We start from the raw sequence: 17,455 nt of genomic DNA, 5'->3' as shown, positions 1-17,455 counted from the left end.
TCGGCCGGCTGAGGGACCGGCTGCCCGACCGACCGGCCCCTCGGCCGCGTCACGACCGGGGCAGGCCGTCAGCGGTTGCCGACGGCCTGCTTCACCAGCGTCCTGCCGAAGTCCCACATCAGGGCGCCCCCGCCGTGCGCCTCGTCCATGACCTCGCGGAAGGCGACGACGAACCGGTCCACATCCGCCTCGTCCACGATCAGCGGCGGGATCAGTTTGATGACCTCCAGGTGGTCCCCGGACACCTGCGTGAGGATCCGGTGCTTCTGGAGCAGCGGCACCACGACCATCTGAGCGAAGAGCCCCTTGCGGGCGGCCTGGAGCATCGTCCAGCGGCTGCGCAGGCCGAGCGAGGACGGCCGGCCGAACTCGATGCCGATCATCAGTCCGCGCCCGCGCACCTCGTGGAGCAGCTCGTACTCGTCCACCAGGGCCGCGAGCCGCCCGCGCAGCAGGTCGCCCGTCGCCCGGGCACGGGCCACGATCCCCTCGTCCTCCATCACGGTGAGCACCGCCAGCCCGGCCGCCATCGCCTGCGCGTTGGAGCCGAAGCTCGCGGAGTGCACCAGCACCCGGTCCATGGAGGAGTAGACCTTCTTGAAGATCCAGTCCCTGCCGAGGGTCGCCCCCACCGGTACGTAGCCCCCGGAAAGGGCCTTGGCCACGCACACCAGGTCCGGTTCCAGGCCCGGTTCGTGCTGGTACGCGTAGAACTCCCCGGTGCGTCCGAGGCCGGTCTGCACCTCGTCGGCGATCAGCAGCGCCTTGTGGCGGCGCAGCAGGTCCTGCGCGGCGAGCAGGAACCCGGGCGGGGGTGCGAGCACCCCCTTGCCCTGGACGGGTTCCACGACAAAGGCGGCCACGTCGCCGCGTTTCAGCTCCCGCTCCAGCGCGGCCAGGTCGCCGAGCGGGATCCGGGTGTCGGGCAGCAGCGGCGCGAAGCCGTCGCGGAAGCCTGTCTCGCCGTTGACCGAGAGGGAGCCGGCGGTCAGGCCGTGGAAGGCGTGGTCGCAGTAGAGGACCCTGGGCCGTCCGGTGGCGTAGCGGGCGAACTTGAGGGCGGTCTCCACCGCTTCGGTGCCGCTGTTGCCGAAGAAGACCCGGTCCAGGTGGGGGCTGTAGGAGAGGAGCTTCTCGGCCAGCAGCCCGGGCAGCGGCTGGCAGTCGAAGCGGGTGAGGTCGGCGAGCTGGGCGTCCAGGACGTCGTGCAGGGCCCGGCGGACCACCGGATGGTGCCGGCCGAGGCCCATCACGCCGAACCCGGCGAGCATGTCGAGGTAGTCGTTGCCCTCGGCGTCCCAGAAGTGGGCGCCTTCCGCCCGCTCGTAGACCTTGTCGAAGCCGAGGGTGTGCAGCATCCGGGGCAGCTGGTGGTTGAGGTGCCGGGCGTGCAGTTCGTACCGCTCGGCGCCGCGTTCGGCCAGCAGGGCGCCGAGGTCGAAGCCCTTGCCCCCTCCGGTGGCGGGTGTCATGCCGAGGTGTCCCGGTTGCCGCCGAGCGTCTCCCTGGCCGCGCGCAGGGACTCCTTGAGGGAGCCCATCGTGGCGAGGACGGCGGTCGGTTCGTAGCCGCAGTGCGCCATGCAGTTCGCGCAGCGGGGGTCCTTCCCGCGGCCGTACTTGCTCCAGTCGGTGTCGTCGATCAGTTCCCGGTACGTGGAGACGTACCCGTCGCTCATCAGGTAGCAGGGCCGCTGCCAGCCGAAGAGGGAGTAATTCGGGATGGCCCAGGCGGTGCAGGGGAAATCGGCCTTGCCTTCCAGGAAGTCCAGGAAGAGCGGGGAGTGGTTGAGCCGCCAGCGCCGCCGGTTGCCGCCGGCGAACGCCTTCTTGAACAGTTCCCTGGTCTGTTCGACGCCGAGGAAGTGTTCCTGGTCGGGAGCCTTTTCGTAGGCGTAGGCGGGCGAGATCATCATTTCGTCGACCTTGAGGTCGTCGTTGAGGTAGTTCAGCACCTCGATGATCGTCTGCGGTGTGTCGGTGTTGAAGAAGGTGGAGTTCGTGGTGACCCGGAACCCACGCCTCTTGGCCTCCTTGATGGCCGCCACGGCCTCGTCGAAGACGCCTTCCTTGGCCACGGACTCGTCGTGCCGCTCGCGCAGCCCGTCGATGTGCACCGCGAAGGCGAAGTACGGGGAGGGGGTGAACTTCTCGATCTTCTTGCGGAGCAGCATCGCGTTGGTGCAGAGGAAGACGTACTTCCTGCGTGCCACCAGCTGCCGCACGATCTCGTCGATCTGGGGGTGCATCAGGGGCTCGCCGCCGGCGATGGACACCATGGGCGCCCCGGATTCCAGCACTGCGCCGACGGCCTGGGCGACGGGCATGCGCTGCTTGAGCACCCCCGCCGGGTGCTGGATCTTCCCGCACCCCTCGCAGGCCAGGTTGCAGGCGTAGAGCGGCTCCAGCTCGACGATCAGCGGGAACTTCTCACGCTTGCGCAACTTCTGTTCGAGAAGATAGGTCCCGACCCTGATGGACTGTCGCAACGGCATGGCCATCTGGCTCACCTCCTGGGGAGCAGCAAAGAACGGTGCCAGTCATAAAACGCGGGCAGTACGGCACGCAATACGCGGAAGGCCGATATTCCTCCGCGAACCGTGCCGATTCGGACGAGCTCATGCTCCGGAGCGTCCACGATCACCCGGACGGCCGCAACCGGACGGCTCGCGCCCCTGGTCGCGGTCCACAAGGTGGCCGCGGATTCCATGTCGACGGCGATGGCGCCGGTGGCGCGCAGCTGGGCGCGCTCCTGGCCCCGTACGACGTGGTCCGATCCGGTCAGTGCGCCGATGTGCACGGTCCGGCCGGGAACGGCCCGGGCCAGTGCCTCGGCGAGCAGGGGGGCGCCGTGGCAGACGACGGTGCCCCGGGGGTCCCGGGCCTCCTCGGCGACGACCAGGTCGCCGGGGTTCATGCCGGGGGCCAGGCCGGCACAGAAGCCGGTGGCGAGGACGGCGGCGCCGCCCATGCCGGGCGGGGCGAGGGCCCGGGTGACGGCCCGCTCGGCGGCTCGCGGGCCCATGCCGGTGCGCAGGACGGCGTACTCCTGCGGGGAGCCCCGGTCGCCGCCGCTGCGCAGGGCCAGTCGTTCGATGCGCAGGGCGCAGGCGACGAGCAGCGGTACGGAGGGGGGATCGGCGCGGTCGCCCATCAGGCCTCCTCGGCCAGGGCCGTCGTGGCCTCGCGGACGGGACCCGGCGTGGTGACGTGTGCGGCACCGGCCGTGTACCGGCCCTCGGGGCCGAAGGGTTCCCCGTACAGGTAGCGGCCGAGCGCGGTGAGCGGGAACACCTGCCGGTACAGGTGGTAGTTGATGGAGAAGTCCCAGGGGAAGCCGGTGCCGGTGAAGTACGGCTCGTCCCAGGAGCCGTCCCCGCGCTGGGTGCGGACGAGGTGTGCGATGCCGCGTTCGACCGCCTTGCCCTCGCGTTCGCCTGCCGAGAGCAGGGCCATGAGCGCCCACGCGGTCTGGGAAGGGGTGGAGGCGCCCTTCCCGGCCCAGGCGGGGTCCTTGTAGGAGCGCTGGTCCTCCCCCCACCCCCCGTCCGCGTTCTGTACGGACTCCAGCCAGGCCACCGCCCGCCGGATCGCGGGGTGCCCGGTGGGGAAACCGGCGGCGGTGAGGGCGGGGACCACCGAGCCGGTGCCGTAGACGTAGTTGGTGCCCCAGCGGCCGAACCAGGCACCGCTGGGCTCCTGTTCGGCCAGCAGCCAGGTGATGCCGCGCCGGGTCCGGGCGTCGTCCGTCATGCCTTCGACGGCCAGCATCTCGACGACATGGGCGGTGACGTCGGCCGAGGGCGGGTCGATGACCTCGCCGAAGTCGCAGAAGGGCAGCCGGTTGGGAAAGGGGCTGGTGTTGTCGGCGTCGAAGGCACCCCAGGCACCGTTCTTCGACTGCATGCCGAGGTTCCAGGACACCCCGCGGGCGATGGCGGCCTCGACCTTCGCCGGATCGGGGTGTGCGATCCGGCGCAGCGCGAGGACCACCTCGGCGGTGTCGTCGATGTCGGGGTAGTTGTCGTTGTGGAACTCGAACGCCCAGCCGCCGGGGGCGAGTCCGGGCCTTCGCACGGCCCAGTCGCCGCTGCGGGTGATCTCCTCGCCGAGCATCCAGTCCGCGGCCTTGAGCAGGGCGGGATGGTCGGCCGGCAGGCCCGCGTCGGCCAGGGCGATGGCGGCGAGGCAGGTGTCCCAGACGGGTGACTGGCAGGCCTCGATCATCCGGGTGGGGGCACGTCCCTGGCCGTCCGGCCCGGGGGGACCGTCCTCGCGCCAGACGGCGAACCGGTCGAGGGATTCCAGGCCGGCCCGCATCACGGGGTGTCCGAGGTCGTAGCCCAGCAGGTGCAGGGCGATGACGGAGTAGACGGCGGGCGGCTGGATCCCGCCCCAGCAGCCGTCGTTCTCCTGGCGCTCGATGATCCAGCGGGCGGCGGTGTCCATGGCGGCCTTGCGCAGCCGGCGCGGGGCGAAGCGCCGGTAGACGTGCAGGGCCTTGTCCATGCGCTGGAAGGCGCCGTCCCAACTGGTGAGGGGAGCAAGGGGTGTGGCCGGGTTGGGGTTGCGCGCGTCGGTGTGCAGCTCGTCCAGTGCGAACGGTGCGGGGCGGACCGGGCGCAGGGCGCAGACCACGGTGAGCGGGACGATGGTCTGGCGGGCCCAGCAGCCGAAGTCGTAGATGTTGAGGGGCACCCAGGGCGGCAGGAAGACCAGTTCGGGCGGGAGTTCGGGCAGGTGCTCCCACTTCCACCAGCCGAACAGGGCCAACCAGATCCGGGTGAAGACCCGGGCGGCGGCGATCCCCCCGTGTTCCCGGACCCAGGCCGAGGCACGCGCCATGTGCGGGGCGTCGGGCGGGTCCCCGGCGAGCCGCAGCGCCACGTACGCCTCGATGGTGGCCGAGAGTTCGGGCGGCCCGCCGTGGAAGGTCGCCCAGGTGCCGTCCTCGCGCTGCTCACCCCTTACGAATAAGGCGGCGGCGTGGGTGGTGGCCTCGTCCCGGATGCCGAGGAACTGCCGCAGCAACAGGTCCTCGGCGTCCATGGTGACGTTGGTCTCCAGGTCGCCCTTCCACCAGCCGGCCTGATCCTGCCGGTCGAGCAGGTGGCGGACGGCGCGCTCGGTCGCCTCCTGGACCCCGGGCAGCACGCCCGGTGTGCCGGCCGGCTCGCGCGCGGGCCCCGCGCCCGGGGTTCCGGCGCCGTCGGTCGTCGCTGTCATGGCTTCCCCTTCGTGCAGTGTCCTCTGCTGTGCTGGGGTCTGCCGTCGGCCGGTGCACGCCTAGGCAGTGCCAAGCAGGTGGGCGGCGCCGGCCGGCGACTCATGATTCATATCCGCGCCCGGACGATAATCACCTCTTGCGCACGACGACGAAGTCGGCGAGGGCGACGAGCTGGTCGCGCACCTTCCGCGGCATGTCGACGTCGTCGAGGGCGCGGATCGCCACGGCGTGCTGGCGGCGGGCCTCGTCGGCGGTCCACTGGCGTCCGCCGGCCTCCTCGATGAGGGCGGCCCGGGCGGCGAACTCCTCCTCAGAGAAGTTCTCGAAGTCGTTGCTCTTGGCATCGGCTGCCAGCAGCCGGCCCAGCTCCTCGCAGGCGGGACCGCCCGCGGCGAGGGCGGCGACGACCGGCAGGGACTTCTTGCGCTGGCGCAGGTCGCTCCAGGTCTGCTTGCCGGTGGCCTCCGGGTCGCCCCAGATGCCGAGCAGGTCGTCGACGGCCTGGAAGGCGAGGCCGAGGTGGTACCCGTACTCCTCCAGCTTGTCGGCGGTGCGGTCGTCCGCGCCGCCGAGGACGGCGCCGATGGAGACCGCGCAGGCGAGCAGGGCGCCGGTCTTGTTGCCCTCCATCTCCAGGCACTCCTCGACGCTGACGCGCTCGCGGTGCTCGTAGGAGATGTCCTGCGCCTGGCCGTCGATGAGCTTGCGGGAGGCGGTGGTCAGCCGGCGGGCCGCCCGGCCCGCCTCGACGGTACCCAGCTCCAGCAGGACCTCGTTGGCGAGGGCGAACAGCGCGTCGCCGACGAGGATGGCCTGCGCGGGGCCGTGCACCTTCCACACCGTGTCACGGTGGCGGCGCTGTTCGTCGCCGTCCATCAGGTCGTCGTGCAGCAGCGAGAAGTTGTGGACGAGTTCGACGGCCACGGCGCCGGGGATGCCGACCTCGGCGGCGACGCCCGCGGCTTCGGCGGAGAGCAGTGCGAGGGCGGGGCGCACGGCCTTGCCCTGGTCGCCGTCCGCGGGGTTGCCCTGGGCGTCGATCCAGCCGAAGTGGTAGGCGGCGACGGTGTCCATGGGCGGCGCGAGCCGGTCGACGGCGGCGCGGAGCACGGGGGTGGACAGCGTGCGGCCGCGTTCCAGGAGGGCGAGCGTGTCCGCTGCCTCCCCGCCGGCCGTGCCCACACTGCCGCCGGTGTTCTCGACAGCCGGATTCCCCGGGTTCACTGGCTCTCCTCTGGTTCCTGTACGTACTGCTGTGCGTGCTGCGGGCGTGCCGCTGGTGCTGGTGGTGGTCATGCCGCCTCTTGCAGGGGGTTTTCGCGGTGGCGGCCGAGCGCGGCGAGTGCGGCGTGTGCCGCGCCCACTCCGCTGCGGACGGCGCTCTCCATGGTCGCGGGCCAACCGGTGGCGGTCCACGCACCGGCGAGATACAGCCCCGGCGTGTCGGTCCGGAATCCGGGGCGGAGCCGGCCGACGCCCGGGGTGGGGGCGAAGGTGGCGGTGCGTTCGCGGGTGACGAAGAAGTCCCGTACCTTCGCCCCCCGCGCGGCGGGCAGCAGCCGTTCCAGTTCGGGCAGGTACTTGGTCCGCAGGACGGAGACCGGCTCGTCGATGTCGTCCTGGGCGGCGGACTGGGACAGGGCCAGGTACTGGCCGCCGTCGGTGAGTCCGGAGGCGTCGGTGCGGTCGAAGACCCACTGGACCGGGGAGCCCAGCGCGGCGAAGAAGGGGCGCCGGAGCACCTTGCGGTCGTAGACGACGTGGACGTTGAGGATGGGCGCGGTGCCGATGTCGAGGAGCTTGTCGGGGTCGGCCAGTGCCCCGGCCGGGAGCAGCCCGTGGGCCTCGCGCTGCGGGACGGCGAGGACGACGGTGTCGGCGTCCAGCGTCTCGGTCTCGGTGTCCACCCGCCAGTTCCCGTCCTGCGAGCGGGAGATGCCGGTGACGCGGGCGCGCAGTTCGGTGCGTACGCCGGCGGCGTCGAGTTCCTTGCGGGCGAGCGTGTGGTGCAGGTCGCCGAGCGGGACCGTGGCCCAGCCGATGTCGGCGGCGCCGTTCTCGGAGAGCAGGCCGGTCTTGAAGACCATGGCGGCCAGTCCCAGGGAGGACTGGTCGGCGGTGGCGTTGAGGGTGGCGATGCCGACGAGGTCCCACAGCGCCTCGATGGCGCGGGGGGACTGGCCGTAGCGGCCGAGCCAGGTCGCGAAGTCCAGTCCGTCGAGCGCCGGGTCGGTGGGGTCGAGGCGGCGCAGGGCGAGCGCGGCGCGCCCCACTCCCGCCCGCTCGGCGAGGGACAGGTGCGGGTAGCGGGCCAGCGAGGACGCCAGGTGCAGGGGTACGGGCAGGGCGCTGCGGCGCAGCCGGCCCAGGCGCGGGCCGCCGGGGTGGGCGACGTCGAGCACGGGGACGTCGAGCCGCTCCTGCAGTGGTGCCAGGGCGGCGCCGCCGACGCGGTCGAGGAACCAGCGGTAGGCGGTGCAGCAGCGGAGGTAGACGTGCTGGCCGTTGTCGACGGTGAGGTCGCCGCGCTTGAAGGAGAAGGCGAGGCCGCCGAGCCGGGGGCGGCTCTCCAGGAGGGTCACCCGCAGCCCGGCGCCGGCCAGTTCGAGGGCGGCGGTGACTCCGGCGAGGCCGCCGCCGACGACCACCGCGTGGTTCGCGGTCATGCGTCCTCCCTTGTCGTCCCGAAGGACGCCGGGGTGCCGCACGAGGTTGCTCCGGCGATCATCAGCTCCGCCTCCTGGTGCTCTGGCGGGAGATGGTCCGCGCGTCGAGGCCGGAGAGGCCGCGGACGGCGACGTACGCCTTCTCGTGGGTCGGAAGGGAGACGCGTCCGCGCAGGACGGCCTCGGGTTCGCGTTCGATGCGGTCCAGCAGGCGCCGGTAGATGCCGGCCATGGCGGCCACGCAGGCGCCGCTGCGCCGGTCGAGCATGGGCAGCAGCCGGTAGCCCTCGACGAACAGCGCGCGGGCCCGGCGGACTTCGTGGTGGACGAGCCCCGCGAAGTCGGCGCCGGCGGGGGCCCGGTCGGTGCGGAAGCCGTCGGAGCAGCCGAACTTGGCGAGGTCCTCGGCGGGCAGGTAGGTGCGGCCGTTGCCCGCGTCCTCGCGAACGTCCCGCAGGATGTTGGTGAGTTGGAGCGCGAGGCCCAGGGTGTCGGCGTACTCGGGGGCGCGGGCCGCGTCGGCCGCTCCGGGGGCGGTGCCGAAGACGCCGAGGGAGAGCCGTCCGATGGCGCCGGCCACGCAGCGGCAGTAGACCTTCAGGTCGTCCCAGGTCTCGTAGGTCTCGCCGCGGACGTCCATCAGGACTCCGTCGATGAGTTCGTCGAGTCCGCCGAGGGGGATCGGGAAGCGGCGCGCGGCGTGGGCGAGGGCGACGGCGACCGGGTCGGTGTCGTCCTCCTCGATCTCCTCGGCGCGGATCCGGCCGAGCAGGGCGCGGGTCTCTTCCAGCCGCACGAGCTTGGCGTCGGCGGGCAGCGTGCCGTCGCCGATGTCGTCGACGCGGCGGGAGAAGGCGTATAGCGCGGACATCGCCTGCCGCTTGTCCGTGGGCAGCAGGCGGATGCCGTACGCGAAGTTGCGCGCCTGGGTTCCGGTGACGGCCTCGCAGTAGCTGTAGGCCGCGCAGACCTGTGCGGACGGCACGGCCGGCTCGGACGGTGCGGACGCGTGTGTGGGGCCCTCCACGTTCGGGCTCACCCCTTTCTCGGCGCTGGGCGCAGGACGGCGGCCACCTCGCGGAGCAGGCCGCTCCTGGTGGGCTTGGGCGGGCCGGGGGCTACGTCGAAGCCGGCGGCCGCGATCGCGTTCAGGGCGGCGCGCCCCCCTCCCACGAAACCCGCGAGCAGCAGCCGGAGCCTGCCGTGCACGCTGCCCACGAGCGGGGTGCCCTCGTCGAGCAGTGCTCGGGCGCGTTCGGATTCGAATGCGATCAGGGAGCGCAGCGACGCTCCGGCGGTGGGCGCTTCCAGGTCGGTCTCGGTGACGTGGAAGCGGCGCATGTCCTGGCCGGGGAGGTAGATCCGGTCGCGGCCGAGGTCTTCGGTGACGTCCTGGAGGTGCTCGGCGATCTGCAGGGCGGTGCAGACCGCGTCGGAGTGGCGGATCCGCTGGGGGGTGCTGGTACCGGTGAGGGAGAGGACGAGGCGGCCGACGGGGTTGGCGGACAGCTCGCAGTAGGCGACGAGGTCCTCGTACGTGTCGTAGCGCGAGACCAGCTGGTCCTGGCGGTTGGCCTCGATGAGCCCGAGGAAGGGCTCGGGGGTGAGGCCGTGGGCCCGGACGACGGGCTGCAGGGCCTGGAGGAGCGGGTGGCGCGGGGAGCCGCCGGCGGCGCCGAAGACGCGTCCCAGGTCTGCCTCGAAGGCGTCCAGCATGGCGAGCCGGTCGTCGGCGGCGGCCGCGTCCAGGCCCAGGAGCACGGCGTCGTGTCCGCCGGGGGCGAGGTCGCCGTCGCCGATGTCGTCGACCAGGCGGGCGTACCCGTAGACCGCCATGAGGCCCGCCCGCCAGGCGCGCGGGAGGATGGAGGGGGCGACGGGGAAGTTCTCCGTCCGCGCCTTGCCGAGGGTGGCGCGCGCGTGGGCGTCGGAGGCTGTGGGGGCCGTGTGCCGCCGGGGTCGGGTGCCGTGCCCCGGGGTCACCGCCCGCCGCCCGGGGCGGGGACGGCGCCCCTGCCTGGGGGCCGGAGAATTCCCATCGCCATTGCCGTCACATCTCCCGTTCTACACTGCCGACCCAAGTCAGCCTATTTCGGACACGCCGCCGGACTTTACCCGGGGTGCCCCGGCTTTTTCGACTGCGGGGAATCGTCCCCTCTCGGCACGATTGAAGAACTGGTCCAGCTTACGCTGTACAACGCCGCGAAGGCCTATCGGGTATTCGTCCGGGAGGGAATGTCGGGCACTCGGAATATGCGGCTCACACCGAGGCCCCCACCGCACGGAGCGGCAGGGGCCTGCGGTCGTCACACGGAGTGCGCGGTCAGTGGCTGGTCGCCTTCTCGTACGCCGAGACGACTTCCTCGGTGGGCCCGTCCATCAGGAGTTCGCCCTTCTCCAGCCACAGCACCCGGTCACAGGTATCGCGGATGGACTTGTTGTTGTGACTCACCAGGAAGACCGTGCCGGCCTTCTCGCGCAGCTCTCGGATGCGGGCCTCGGAACGGACCTGGAACTTGCGGTCACCGGTCGCCAGCGCCTCGTCGATCATCAGGACGTCGTGGTCCTTGGCGGCCGCGATGGAGAAACGCAGACGTGCGGCCATGCCGGAGGAGTAGGTGCGCATCGGCAGGGAGATGAAGTCGCCCTTCTCGTTGATGCCCGAGAAGTCGACGATGTCCGCGTAGCGCTCCTGGATCTGCTCGCGCGTCATGCCCATCGCGAGACCGCCGAGGACCACGTTGCGCTCGCCGGTCAGGTCGTTCATCAGCGCCGCGTTGACACCCAGCAGCGACGGCTGGCCGTCGGTGTAGACCCGGCCGGACTCGCAGGGCAGCAGACCCGCGATGGCCCGCAGCAGCGTCGACTTGCCCGAACCGTTGGAGCCGATAAGGCCGATGGCCTCGCCGCGGTAGGCGGTGAAGGAGACGCCGCGTACGGCGTGCACCCGGCGCACGCCCGGGCTGTCGCCCTTGCCCCGGCGCATGATCTTGCTCAGCGCCGCGGTGGCGCTGCCCTTGCCGGCGCTGCCGGTGTTGACGCGGTAGACGATGTGGACGTCGTCGGCGATGACGGTGGGGACGGCGCCCCTGTTGTTCTCAGCCACGGCCGTAACGCTCCTCAGCCTTCCAGAAGTACACGAAACCGCCGGCGCCGATGACGACGGCCCAGCCCACCGCGAAGGCCCAGACGTGCGGCGGCAGGTGGTGCGGTCCGTAGCTGTCGATCAGCGAGAAGCGGATCAGGTCCATGTAGATCGCCGCGGGGTTCCACTGGAGCACGTCCGCGATCCAGTGCGGCCTGCCCTTGAGCATCTCGCCGATCGAGAACATGACACCCGAGGCGTACATCCACGTGCGGGTGATGAACGGCATGAGCTGCGCGAGGTCGGGGGTCTTGGACCCCATCCGCCCGAAGATCAGCGCCAGGCCGGTGTTGAAGACGAACTGCAGCGCCAGCGTCGGGATCACCAGCAGCCAGGACAGCCGCGGGTAGTTCCCGAAGGCCACGACGATGACGAGCACCACGATCATCGAGTACAGCAGCTGTCCGAGCTGCTGGAGCGAGAACGAGATCGGCAGCGAGGCGCGCGGGAAGTGCAGCGCGCGGACCAGGCCGAGGTTGCCCGGGATCGCCCTGACGCCCGCCATCAGCGAGCTCTGGGTGAAGGAGAAGACGAAGATGCCGATCACCAGGAAGGGGATGTACGCCCCCTTCGGCATGCCGCGTCCCGCGTTCAGGATCAGGCCGAAGATCAGGTAGTAGACCAGGGCGTTCAGCAGCGGGGTCGCCACCTGCCAGATCTGGCCGAGCTTCGCCTCGCTGTACTGCGCGACGAGCTTCGCCCGGGAGAAAGCCATGATGAAGTGGCGCCGCCCCCAGAGCTCGCGCACGTACCCGCCCAGGCTGGGCCGGGCGCCGCTGACGGACAGGCCGTACTTCCTGGCGAGCTCGGCGGGGGTGAGCCCCGCGTCTTCGGACGGCGGCTTGCTCGTGGCGAGGGCGCCGTCGTGGGTTGTGTCACTCACAAGTTGAAACTTTCCGTCTTCAAGATGCGGCAGAAGGGGGCATCGGACCCTGGGGCGCGGGCCCGGTGATCGGGCCCATGCTCCCAGACCCGAGCTTGTCAGATGACAGGTGGTCGGCCCAGCCGGGTCAACCGCCAGACCGTACGCCACTTCATGGGGCGACGAGGACCGCAAGGTACGGTCCAGCCCTCCTTGAACCCGCCGAACCAGGCTTTGAGCGCCGGGGCGGAGGGCCTGCGGACGAGGGTCAGGGCCATCCAGACGCCCAGGTAGACCGGCACCAGGGGCGCGGGCAGGTTGCGGCGGGCGAGCCACACGCGGTTACGGGCCACCATACGGTGGTAGACCGCGTGCCGGGAGGGGGCCGTCGTCGGGTGCAGCAGCACCATGTCCGCGCGGTAGTCGATCAGCCACCCGGCGTCGAGCGCCCGCCAGGCCAGGTCGGTCTCCTCGTGGGCGTAGAAGAACTGCCCCGGCAGGACGCCGGCCTGCTCGAAGACCTCGGTGCGCACGGCGTTGGCGCCGCCCAGGAAGGTCGTCACGCGGGACGAACGCAGCGGGTCGGAGGCGCGCAGCCGCGGTACGTGGCGGCGCTGCGTCTCTCCCGTGTCGGGGTCGGCGATCCGGAAGCTGATGATCCCGAGCCGGGGGTCCTCGGCGAAGGCCTGCCGGCACAGCTCGGCGGTGTCGGTCCGCTCCAGCAGTCCGTCGTCGTCAAGGAAAAGCAGCGCGTCCACGTCGAAGCCGTCACGTCCGGCGGTGCGGAAGGCCTCGATGCCGACGTTGCGGCCGCCGGGGATGCCGAGGTTCTCCGGCAGCGCCACGGTGCGGACGCCTTCCGGCAGGCCGGTGACCTCGACGCCCTGGCCCACGACGACGACCTCGACGGGGTCGCCTTCCTGGCGGGCCACCGAGTCGAGGAGGGCCTTGAGCTCGTCGGGGCGGTTGCCCATGGTGATGATCACGGCGCCCAGCCGCATCGGCGTCGTCACTTGAGCCTGCTGGAGGCCAGGATCGACACCAGGTGCAGCACCGTCTGGAGCAGCGCGATGCCGGCCAGGACCGCGACGCCGAGCCGGGAGAAGTACAGGTCGCCGCGGACCTGGTCCAGCACGGCCAGCAGCAGGATCAGCAGCGAGGCCTCGATGCCGAGGACGAGCCGGTGGAACTTGAGCGCGGACGCGGCCCGGCGGGCGAGCGCCATGCCGGAGGAGCGCGGCTCGGCGGCGGCTTCCGCGACGGGCGCCTTGCCCGTCTGGTGGCGGGCGACGCCGACCAGGTCGGTCTCGGCCTTGATCAGGATCGCGCCGAGCGCCGCGAGGGTGCCGAGGAAGGCCCACAGCCAGTCGATCCGGCCGCTGCCCCACAGGTCGCTGGCGCGCAGGCCGAAGCCGACCAGGACCGCCGCGTCGCAGAGGTAGGCGCCGACGCGGTCCAGGTAGACCCCGGAGAGCGAGAATTGCTTCTTCCAGCGGGCCACCTCCCCGTCGACGCAGTCGAGGAGCAGGTACATCTGGACGGCGACGACGCCGAGTACGGCGCCCCAGACGCCCGGCACCAGCAGGGCCGGGGCGGCGAGGACACCGGCGAGCGTCATCACGTAGGTCAGCTGGTTGGGCGTGACCTTGGTGCCCACCAGGACGCGGGTGATGCGCAGGGAGATCTCGCGCATGTACAGGCGGCCGCCCCAGTGCTCGCCGCTGCGCCGGTCCTTGACGCCCGCCGGGTGCACGACGGGCCGGAGTTCAGCTACGGATGGTCTTGGCATAGTCGGCGTAAGCGTCCCTGATCTCGGCTGCGGACAGGTTGAGGTGCTCCAGGATGGTGAAGCGTCCCGGACGGGTCTGGGGGGCGTACTCGACGGCGGCGACGAACTCGTCCGCGCTGAAGCCGATCTCCTCGGGGGCGGTCGGCAGGCCGTGGCGGCGCAGTACCTCGACGAAGAGCGCGGACTGCTCCACCGCCCCCCGCAGGTGCATCGCGAAGGCGGCGCCGATGCCGACCTGCTCGCCGTGGAGCGCGGAGCGGCCCGGGTAGAGGAGGTCGAAGGCGTGGCTGATCTCGTGGCAGGCGCCGGACGCCGGGCGGCTGTCACCGCTGATCGACATGGCGATGCCGGTGAGGACCAGGGCCTCGGAGAGAACGGTGAGGAACTCGTCGTCGGTGCACTCCCCGGGGTGGCGCAGGACGGCCTCGCCGGCGGTGCGCGCCATGGCGGCCGCCAGGCCGTCCACGGGCTCACCGGTGATCTTGTGCGAGAGCTCCCAGTCGGCGATGGACGAGATGTTGGAGAGCGCGTCGCCGATGCCGGCGCGGATGAACCGTACGGGCGCCTCCTTGATCACGTCGAGGTCGATGACCATCGCGATCGGGGTGGGCACTCCGTAGGAGCCGCGGCCGTTGTCGTTGTCCAGGATGGAGACGGGGGAGCAGATCCCGTCGTGGGAAAGGTTGGTGGCGACGGCCACCATGGGCAGCCCGACCCGCGCCGCGGCGTACTTCGCCACGTCGATGATCTTGCCGCCGCCCAGGCCGACCACGGCGTCGTAGCGGCGGCCCTTTATGTCGTCGGCGAGCTTGACCGCGGAATCGATGGTGCCGTCCGCGACCGCGTACCAGTCTGCGTGCGGCAGGACGGGCTCCAGCCTGGCGCGCAGCGCCACGCCGGAGCCGCCGCTGATCGCGATGGCGAGCTTGCCGGACGCGGAGATGCGCTGGTCGGCCAGGAGGCCGGCCAGGTCGTCCATCGCCCCGCGGCTGATGTCGACGACAACGGGCGAGGGGATCAGCCGCGTCAGTACTGGCATGCGATGGTCCGGCCCTTGGCGAGGTCGTCGTGGTTGTCGATCTCGACCCACTTGACGTCGCCGATGGGGGCCACGTCGATGGTGAAACCGTCGTCGACGAGCTGCTGGTAGCCGTCCTCGTAGTAGAGGTCGGGGTCGCGCTCGAAGGTGGTCTTGAGGGCTTCGGCCAGGGCCTCGGCGGCTTCGGGCTCGATGAGGGTGACACCGATGTACTCGCCGGTGGCGGTGGCCGGGTCCATCAGCTTGGTGATCTTCCGGACGCCCTCGCCGTCGGCGGTGATGACCTTCATCTCCTCGTCGGCCAGGTTCTTGACCGTGTCCAGGGCGAGGATGATCTTCTGGCCGTTGCCGCGGGCGTCCAGCAGGGTCCGCTCGACGGAGACGGGGTGGACGGTGTCGCCGTTGGCGAGGATCACGCCCTGCCTCAGGACGTCACGCGCGCACCACAGGGAGTAGGCGTTGTTCCACTCCTCGGCCTTGTCGTTGTCGATCAGCGTGATCTTGACGCCGTACTTGGCTTCGAGCGCTTCGCGGCGCTCGTACACGGCTTCCTTGCGGTAGCCGACGACGATGGCGACCTCGGTCAGCCCGACCTCGGCGAAGTTGCCCAGGGTCAGGTCGAGGACGGTGAGGCTCTCCTCGTCGCCTTCGGGGCCGACGGGCACGAGGGCCTTGGGCAGGGTGTCGGTGTAGGGACGCAGGCGGCGTCCGGCACCGGCAGCGAGTACAAGGCCGATCATGCTGGTTCTCCTTCGTCATGTACGGCGGGTGCCCCGGAGGAAACCCAGAAGCGGATGCTCTCCACGAGCACCACGAGTGCCACGGCCACGGCCAGGGCCGTGAGCGCGACGGGGAAGTCCGCGGCGCGGGTCGCCAGTACGGCGGCCAGGACGGCGGTGACGAGCACCCGGCCTTCGTGACCGCCGGTCGTCCGCACCAGCCAGTGCGGGGGCGCGCCGGTGCCACCGCGGATGCGGTACACCGTGTCGTAGTGATGGTAGGCGACCGCCGCGACCAGTCCGAATGCCGCCGGGAGCGCTCCGGGGACGTCCGCCTTGGCGGCGAGGGCCAGTACGGTCGTGTACTCGGCGGCCCGGAAGACGGGCGGGACGAGCCAGTCGAGGGCGCCCTTGAGGGGGCGCGCGACGGCCACTGCGGCGCAGAGCACGTAGAAGACCGCGGCGGCGACGGTCTGCCGGGCGCCGAACGGCTGGGACCACGCCGCCCACAGCAGGGCGGCCGTACCGACGACGGCGGCGGCGAGGCCGGCGCCCGGCGCCATCCGGCCGACGGACCGGGCCACGAGTTCGGCGAGCGGGCCCGAGTCGGCGAGGTCGGCCAGCGCCCGGGCGGCGCGGTCGGTCCTCTCGGCCTTGCGGGTCAGCGAGCGCAGGACCCGGCCGGCGGTGGTGTAGAGCGCGCCGAAGGCGCAGCCGGCGAGGAGCGCGTAGAAGACGATCCGGGGGTTGGTCGCGGCGGTCAGTACGGCGATCATCGCCCAGCGCTCACCGATGGGGAGGATGATCATCCGCCGGACCCACACCGTCCAGCCGACGCTGTCGAGGCGGTCGGAGAGGGCGGCCGTCGGGCTCGTGTTGGCCGCGGCGTCGTGGTTGGCCTCGTTGAAGGCGAAGTCCACGACGTGCCGGCAGGTCATGAGGATCATCGCGCCGAGCGCGAGCGCCCATACGTCGTCGTCGTGCCGGGCCGCGCCGAGCGCGAGGCCCGCGTAGAAGGAGTACTCCTTCGCGCGGTCGAAGGTCGCGTCGAGCCAGGCGCCCATCGTCGAGTACTGGAGCGAGTAGCGGGCGAGCTGCCCGTCGGTGCAGTCCAGGACGAAGGAGACGAGGAGCAGCACCCCGGCGGCGACGTAGCCGCCGCGCTCACCCGTGGCGGCGCAGGCCGCCGCTATGAGGGCGGTGATCAGGGAAGCGGTGGTGACCTGGTTCGGGGTCAGCCCGCGGCGCGCGCACCAGCGGGCGATGTAGCGCGAGTACGGGCTGATGAAGAAGGTGGTGAAGAACCCGTCGCGGGACTTGACGGCGGTACGCAGGCGTACGGCTTCGTCGTCCACGGCGGCGACGGCCGCCGCGGCCGCTTCGCGCTCGGCCGTGGTGACGGGGACGGCGGCGACGAGGGTGCCGAGGTCGGGGCGCTGGACGGGGGTGCCGGCGGCCTCGACGGCGGCCGCCAGACGGTCCGCGTAGGGGCCTGGGCCATCGGGTGCCAGGGCCGCGGCCGCGTCGAGGGCGGCGCGGGCGCCCGGCTGGACGGCGAAGGCGCCGGTCACGGCGCAGGCGTCGAAGCGCGGGTCGGTGAGGGCGAGGCGCAGGGCGTGCCGGTGGCCGACGAAGCCGCTGTCGACGACGGCGACCCGCTCGTCGGCCGGTACGTCGGCCAGGGCGGCCGCGGTGTCTTCGGGTCCCCCGGCCGGGCGGACCTCGAAGCCGAGCGACCGCAGCTCGTCGGCGAGCGGTGATCCGGGTACCGGCAGGCCGGTGAGGATGACGGTCGGCAGACGAACCCACTCCTTGCAGCGAACACTGGACGCTCGCCGCAACGGGGCGGCGGCACGACGGCAGAGGCTATCGGATGAACGGAAGCCGGGGTTCACCAGCCGTTTACGCCCGCACAAGCCGAATGTCCCGGGCGGCGGACCCGGCCCCGCCATCATTGACGATCACGCCGAGGGACTACAAACCGCCCGTGTGTTCCGCCGCCCGGTCCG

The 17,455-nt window shown here is 71.7% G+C and carries 15 protein-coding genes; all 15 read right to left on the bottom strand.

Annotated elements, in window-relative coordinates:
- Positions 1–68: 68 nt before the first annotated feature.
- Complete coding sequence (locus tag ACIA6C_RS22165) at positions 69–1,472, bottom strand: aspartate aminotransferase family protein (RefSeq protein ID WP_399278181.1); 1,404 nt, start codon at positions 1,470–1,472, stop codon at positions 69–71.
- Positions 1,469–2,500 (bottom strand): adenosyl-hopene transferase HpnH, encoded by a 1,032-nt coding sequence (gene hpnH / locus ACIA6C_RS22160; RefSeq protein ID WP_366081698.1) that lies wholly within the window; start codon positions 2,498–2,500, stop codon positions 1,469–1,471. Before hpnH ends, ACIA6C_RS22165 begins: the two co-directional genes overlap by 4 nt.
- A gap of 5 nt (positions 2,501–2,505) precedes the next feature.
- Positions 2,506–3,153, bottom strand: a complete 648-nt coding sequence (locus tag ACIA6C_RS22155; RefSeq protein ID WP_399278179.1) for a 1-hydroxy-2-methyl-2-butenyl 4-diphosphate reductase — start codon at positions 3,151–3,153, stop codon at positions 2,506–2,508.
- On the bottom strand, positions 3,153–5,225 hold the full coding sequence (gene shc / locus ACIA6C_RS22150) for a squalene--hopene cyclase (RefSeq protein ID WP_399278177.1): 2,073 nt from the start codon (positions 5,223–5,225) through the stop codon (positions 3,153–3,155). The genes ACIA6C_RS22155 and shc overlap by 1 nt, the downstream gene beginning before the upstream one ends.
- A 130-nt stretch (positions 5,226–5,355) precedes the next feature.
- Positions 5,356–6,450, bottom strand: a complete 1,095-nt coding sequence (locus ACIA6C_RS22145; protein WP_399278175.1) for a polyprenyl synthetase family protein — start codon at positions 6,448–6,450, stop codon at positions 5,356–5,358.
- Positions 6,451–6,518: 68 nt separating this feature from the next.
- Entirely contained in the window at positions 6,519–7,892 is a 1,374-nt protein-coding gene (gene hpnE / locus ACIA6C_RS22140) for a hydroxysqualene dehydroxylase HpnE (RefSeq protein WP_399278173.1), read from the bottom strand.
- A 61-nt stretch (positions 7,893–7,953) separates the two neighbouring features.
- Complete coding sequence (gene hpnD, locus ACIA6C_RS22135; RefSeq protein ID WP_399278171.1) at positions 7,954–8,931, bottom strand: presqualene diphosphate synthase HpnD; 978 nt, start codon at positions 8,929–8,931, stop codon at positions 7,954–7,956.
- Positions 8,928–9,875 (bottom strand): squalene synthase HpnC, encoded by a 948-nt coding sequence (gene hpnC, locus ACIA6C_RS22130; RefSeq protein ID WP_399278169.1) that lies wholly within the window; start codon positions 9,873–9,875, stop codon positions 8,928–8,930. The genes hpnD and hpnC overlap by 4 nt, the downstream gene beginning before the upstream one ends.
- A 340-nt stretch (positions 9,876–10,215) precedes the next feature.
- Positions 10,216–10,998, bottom strand: coding sequence for an ABC transporter ATP-binding protein (locus ACIA6C_RS22125; protein WP_399278167.1), 783 nt, complete (start codon positions 10,996–10,998; stop codon positions 10,216–10,218).
- On the bottom strand, positions 10,991–11,920 hold the full coding sequence (locus tag ACIA6C_RS22120; protein ID WP_361132703.1) for an ABC transporter permease: 930 nt from the start codon (positions 11,918–11,920) through the stop codon (positions 10,991–10,993). Before ACIA6C_RS22120 ends, ACIA6C_RS22125 begins: the two co-directional genes overlap by 8 nt.
- Before the next feature lie 98 nt (positions 11,921–12,018).
- Entirely contained in the window at positions 12,019–12,900 is an 882-nt protein-coding gene (locus ACIA6C_RS22115) for a glycosyltransferase family 2 protein (protein WP_399278696.1), read from the bottom strand.
- An 8-nt stretch (positions 12,901–12,908) separates the two neighbouring features.
- A complete protein-coding gene (locus ACIA6C_RS22110) occupies positions 12,909–13,688 on the bottom strand; it encodes a CDP-alcohol phosphatidyltransferase family protein (RefSeq protein ID WP_366081704.1) in 780 nt (259 codons plus the stop codon).
- Entirely contained in the window at positions 13,666–14,727 is a 1,062-nt protein-coding gene (locus ACIA6C_RS22105) for an iron-containing alcohol dehydrogenase family protein (RefSeq protein WP_361132712.1), read from the bottom strand. Before ACIA6C_RS22105 ends, ACIA6C_RS22110 begins: the two co-directional genes overlap by 23 nt.
- Entirely contained in the window at positions 14,715–15,467 is a 753-nt protein-coding gene (locus ACIA6C_RS22100) for a phosphocholine cytidylyltransferase family protein (RefSeq protein ID WP_361132715.1), read from the bottom strand. The genes ACIA6C_RS22105 and ACIA6C_RS22100 overlap by 13 nt, the downstream gene beginning before the upstream one ends.
- The gene (locus tag ACIA6C_RS22095) at positions 15,464–17,245 is read right to left on the bottom strand and encodes a DUF5941 domain-containing protein (RefSeq protein WP_399278694.1); all 1,782 of its coding nucleotides are present in this window, start codon (positions 17,243–17,245) and stop codon (positions 15,464–15,466) included. The genes ACIA6C_RS22100 and ACIA6C_RS22095 overlap by 4 nt, the downstream gene beginning before the upstream one ends.
- Positions 17,246–17,455: the final 210 nt, after the last annotated feature.

The sequence above is a fragment of the Streptomyces sp. NPDC051578 genome, assembly GCF_044454045.1.
Classification (GTDB): domain Bacteria; phylum Actinomycetota; class Actinomycetes; order Streptomycetales; family Streptomycetaceae; genus Streptomyces.
This window is presented reverse-complemented; position numbering and strand designations above follow the sequence as displayed.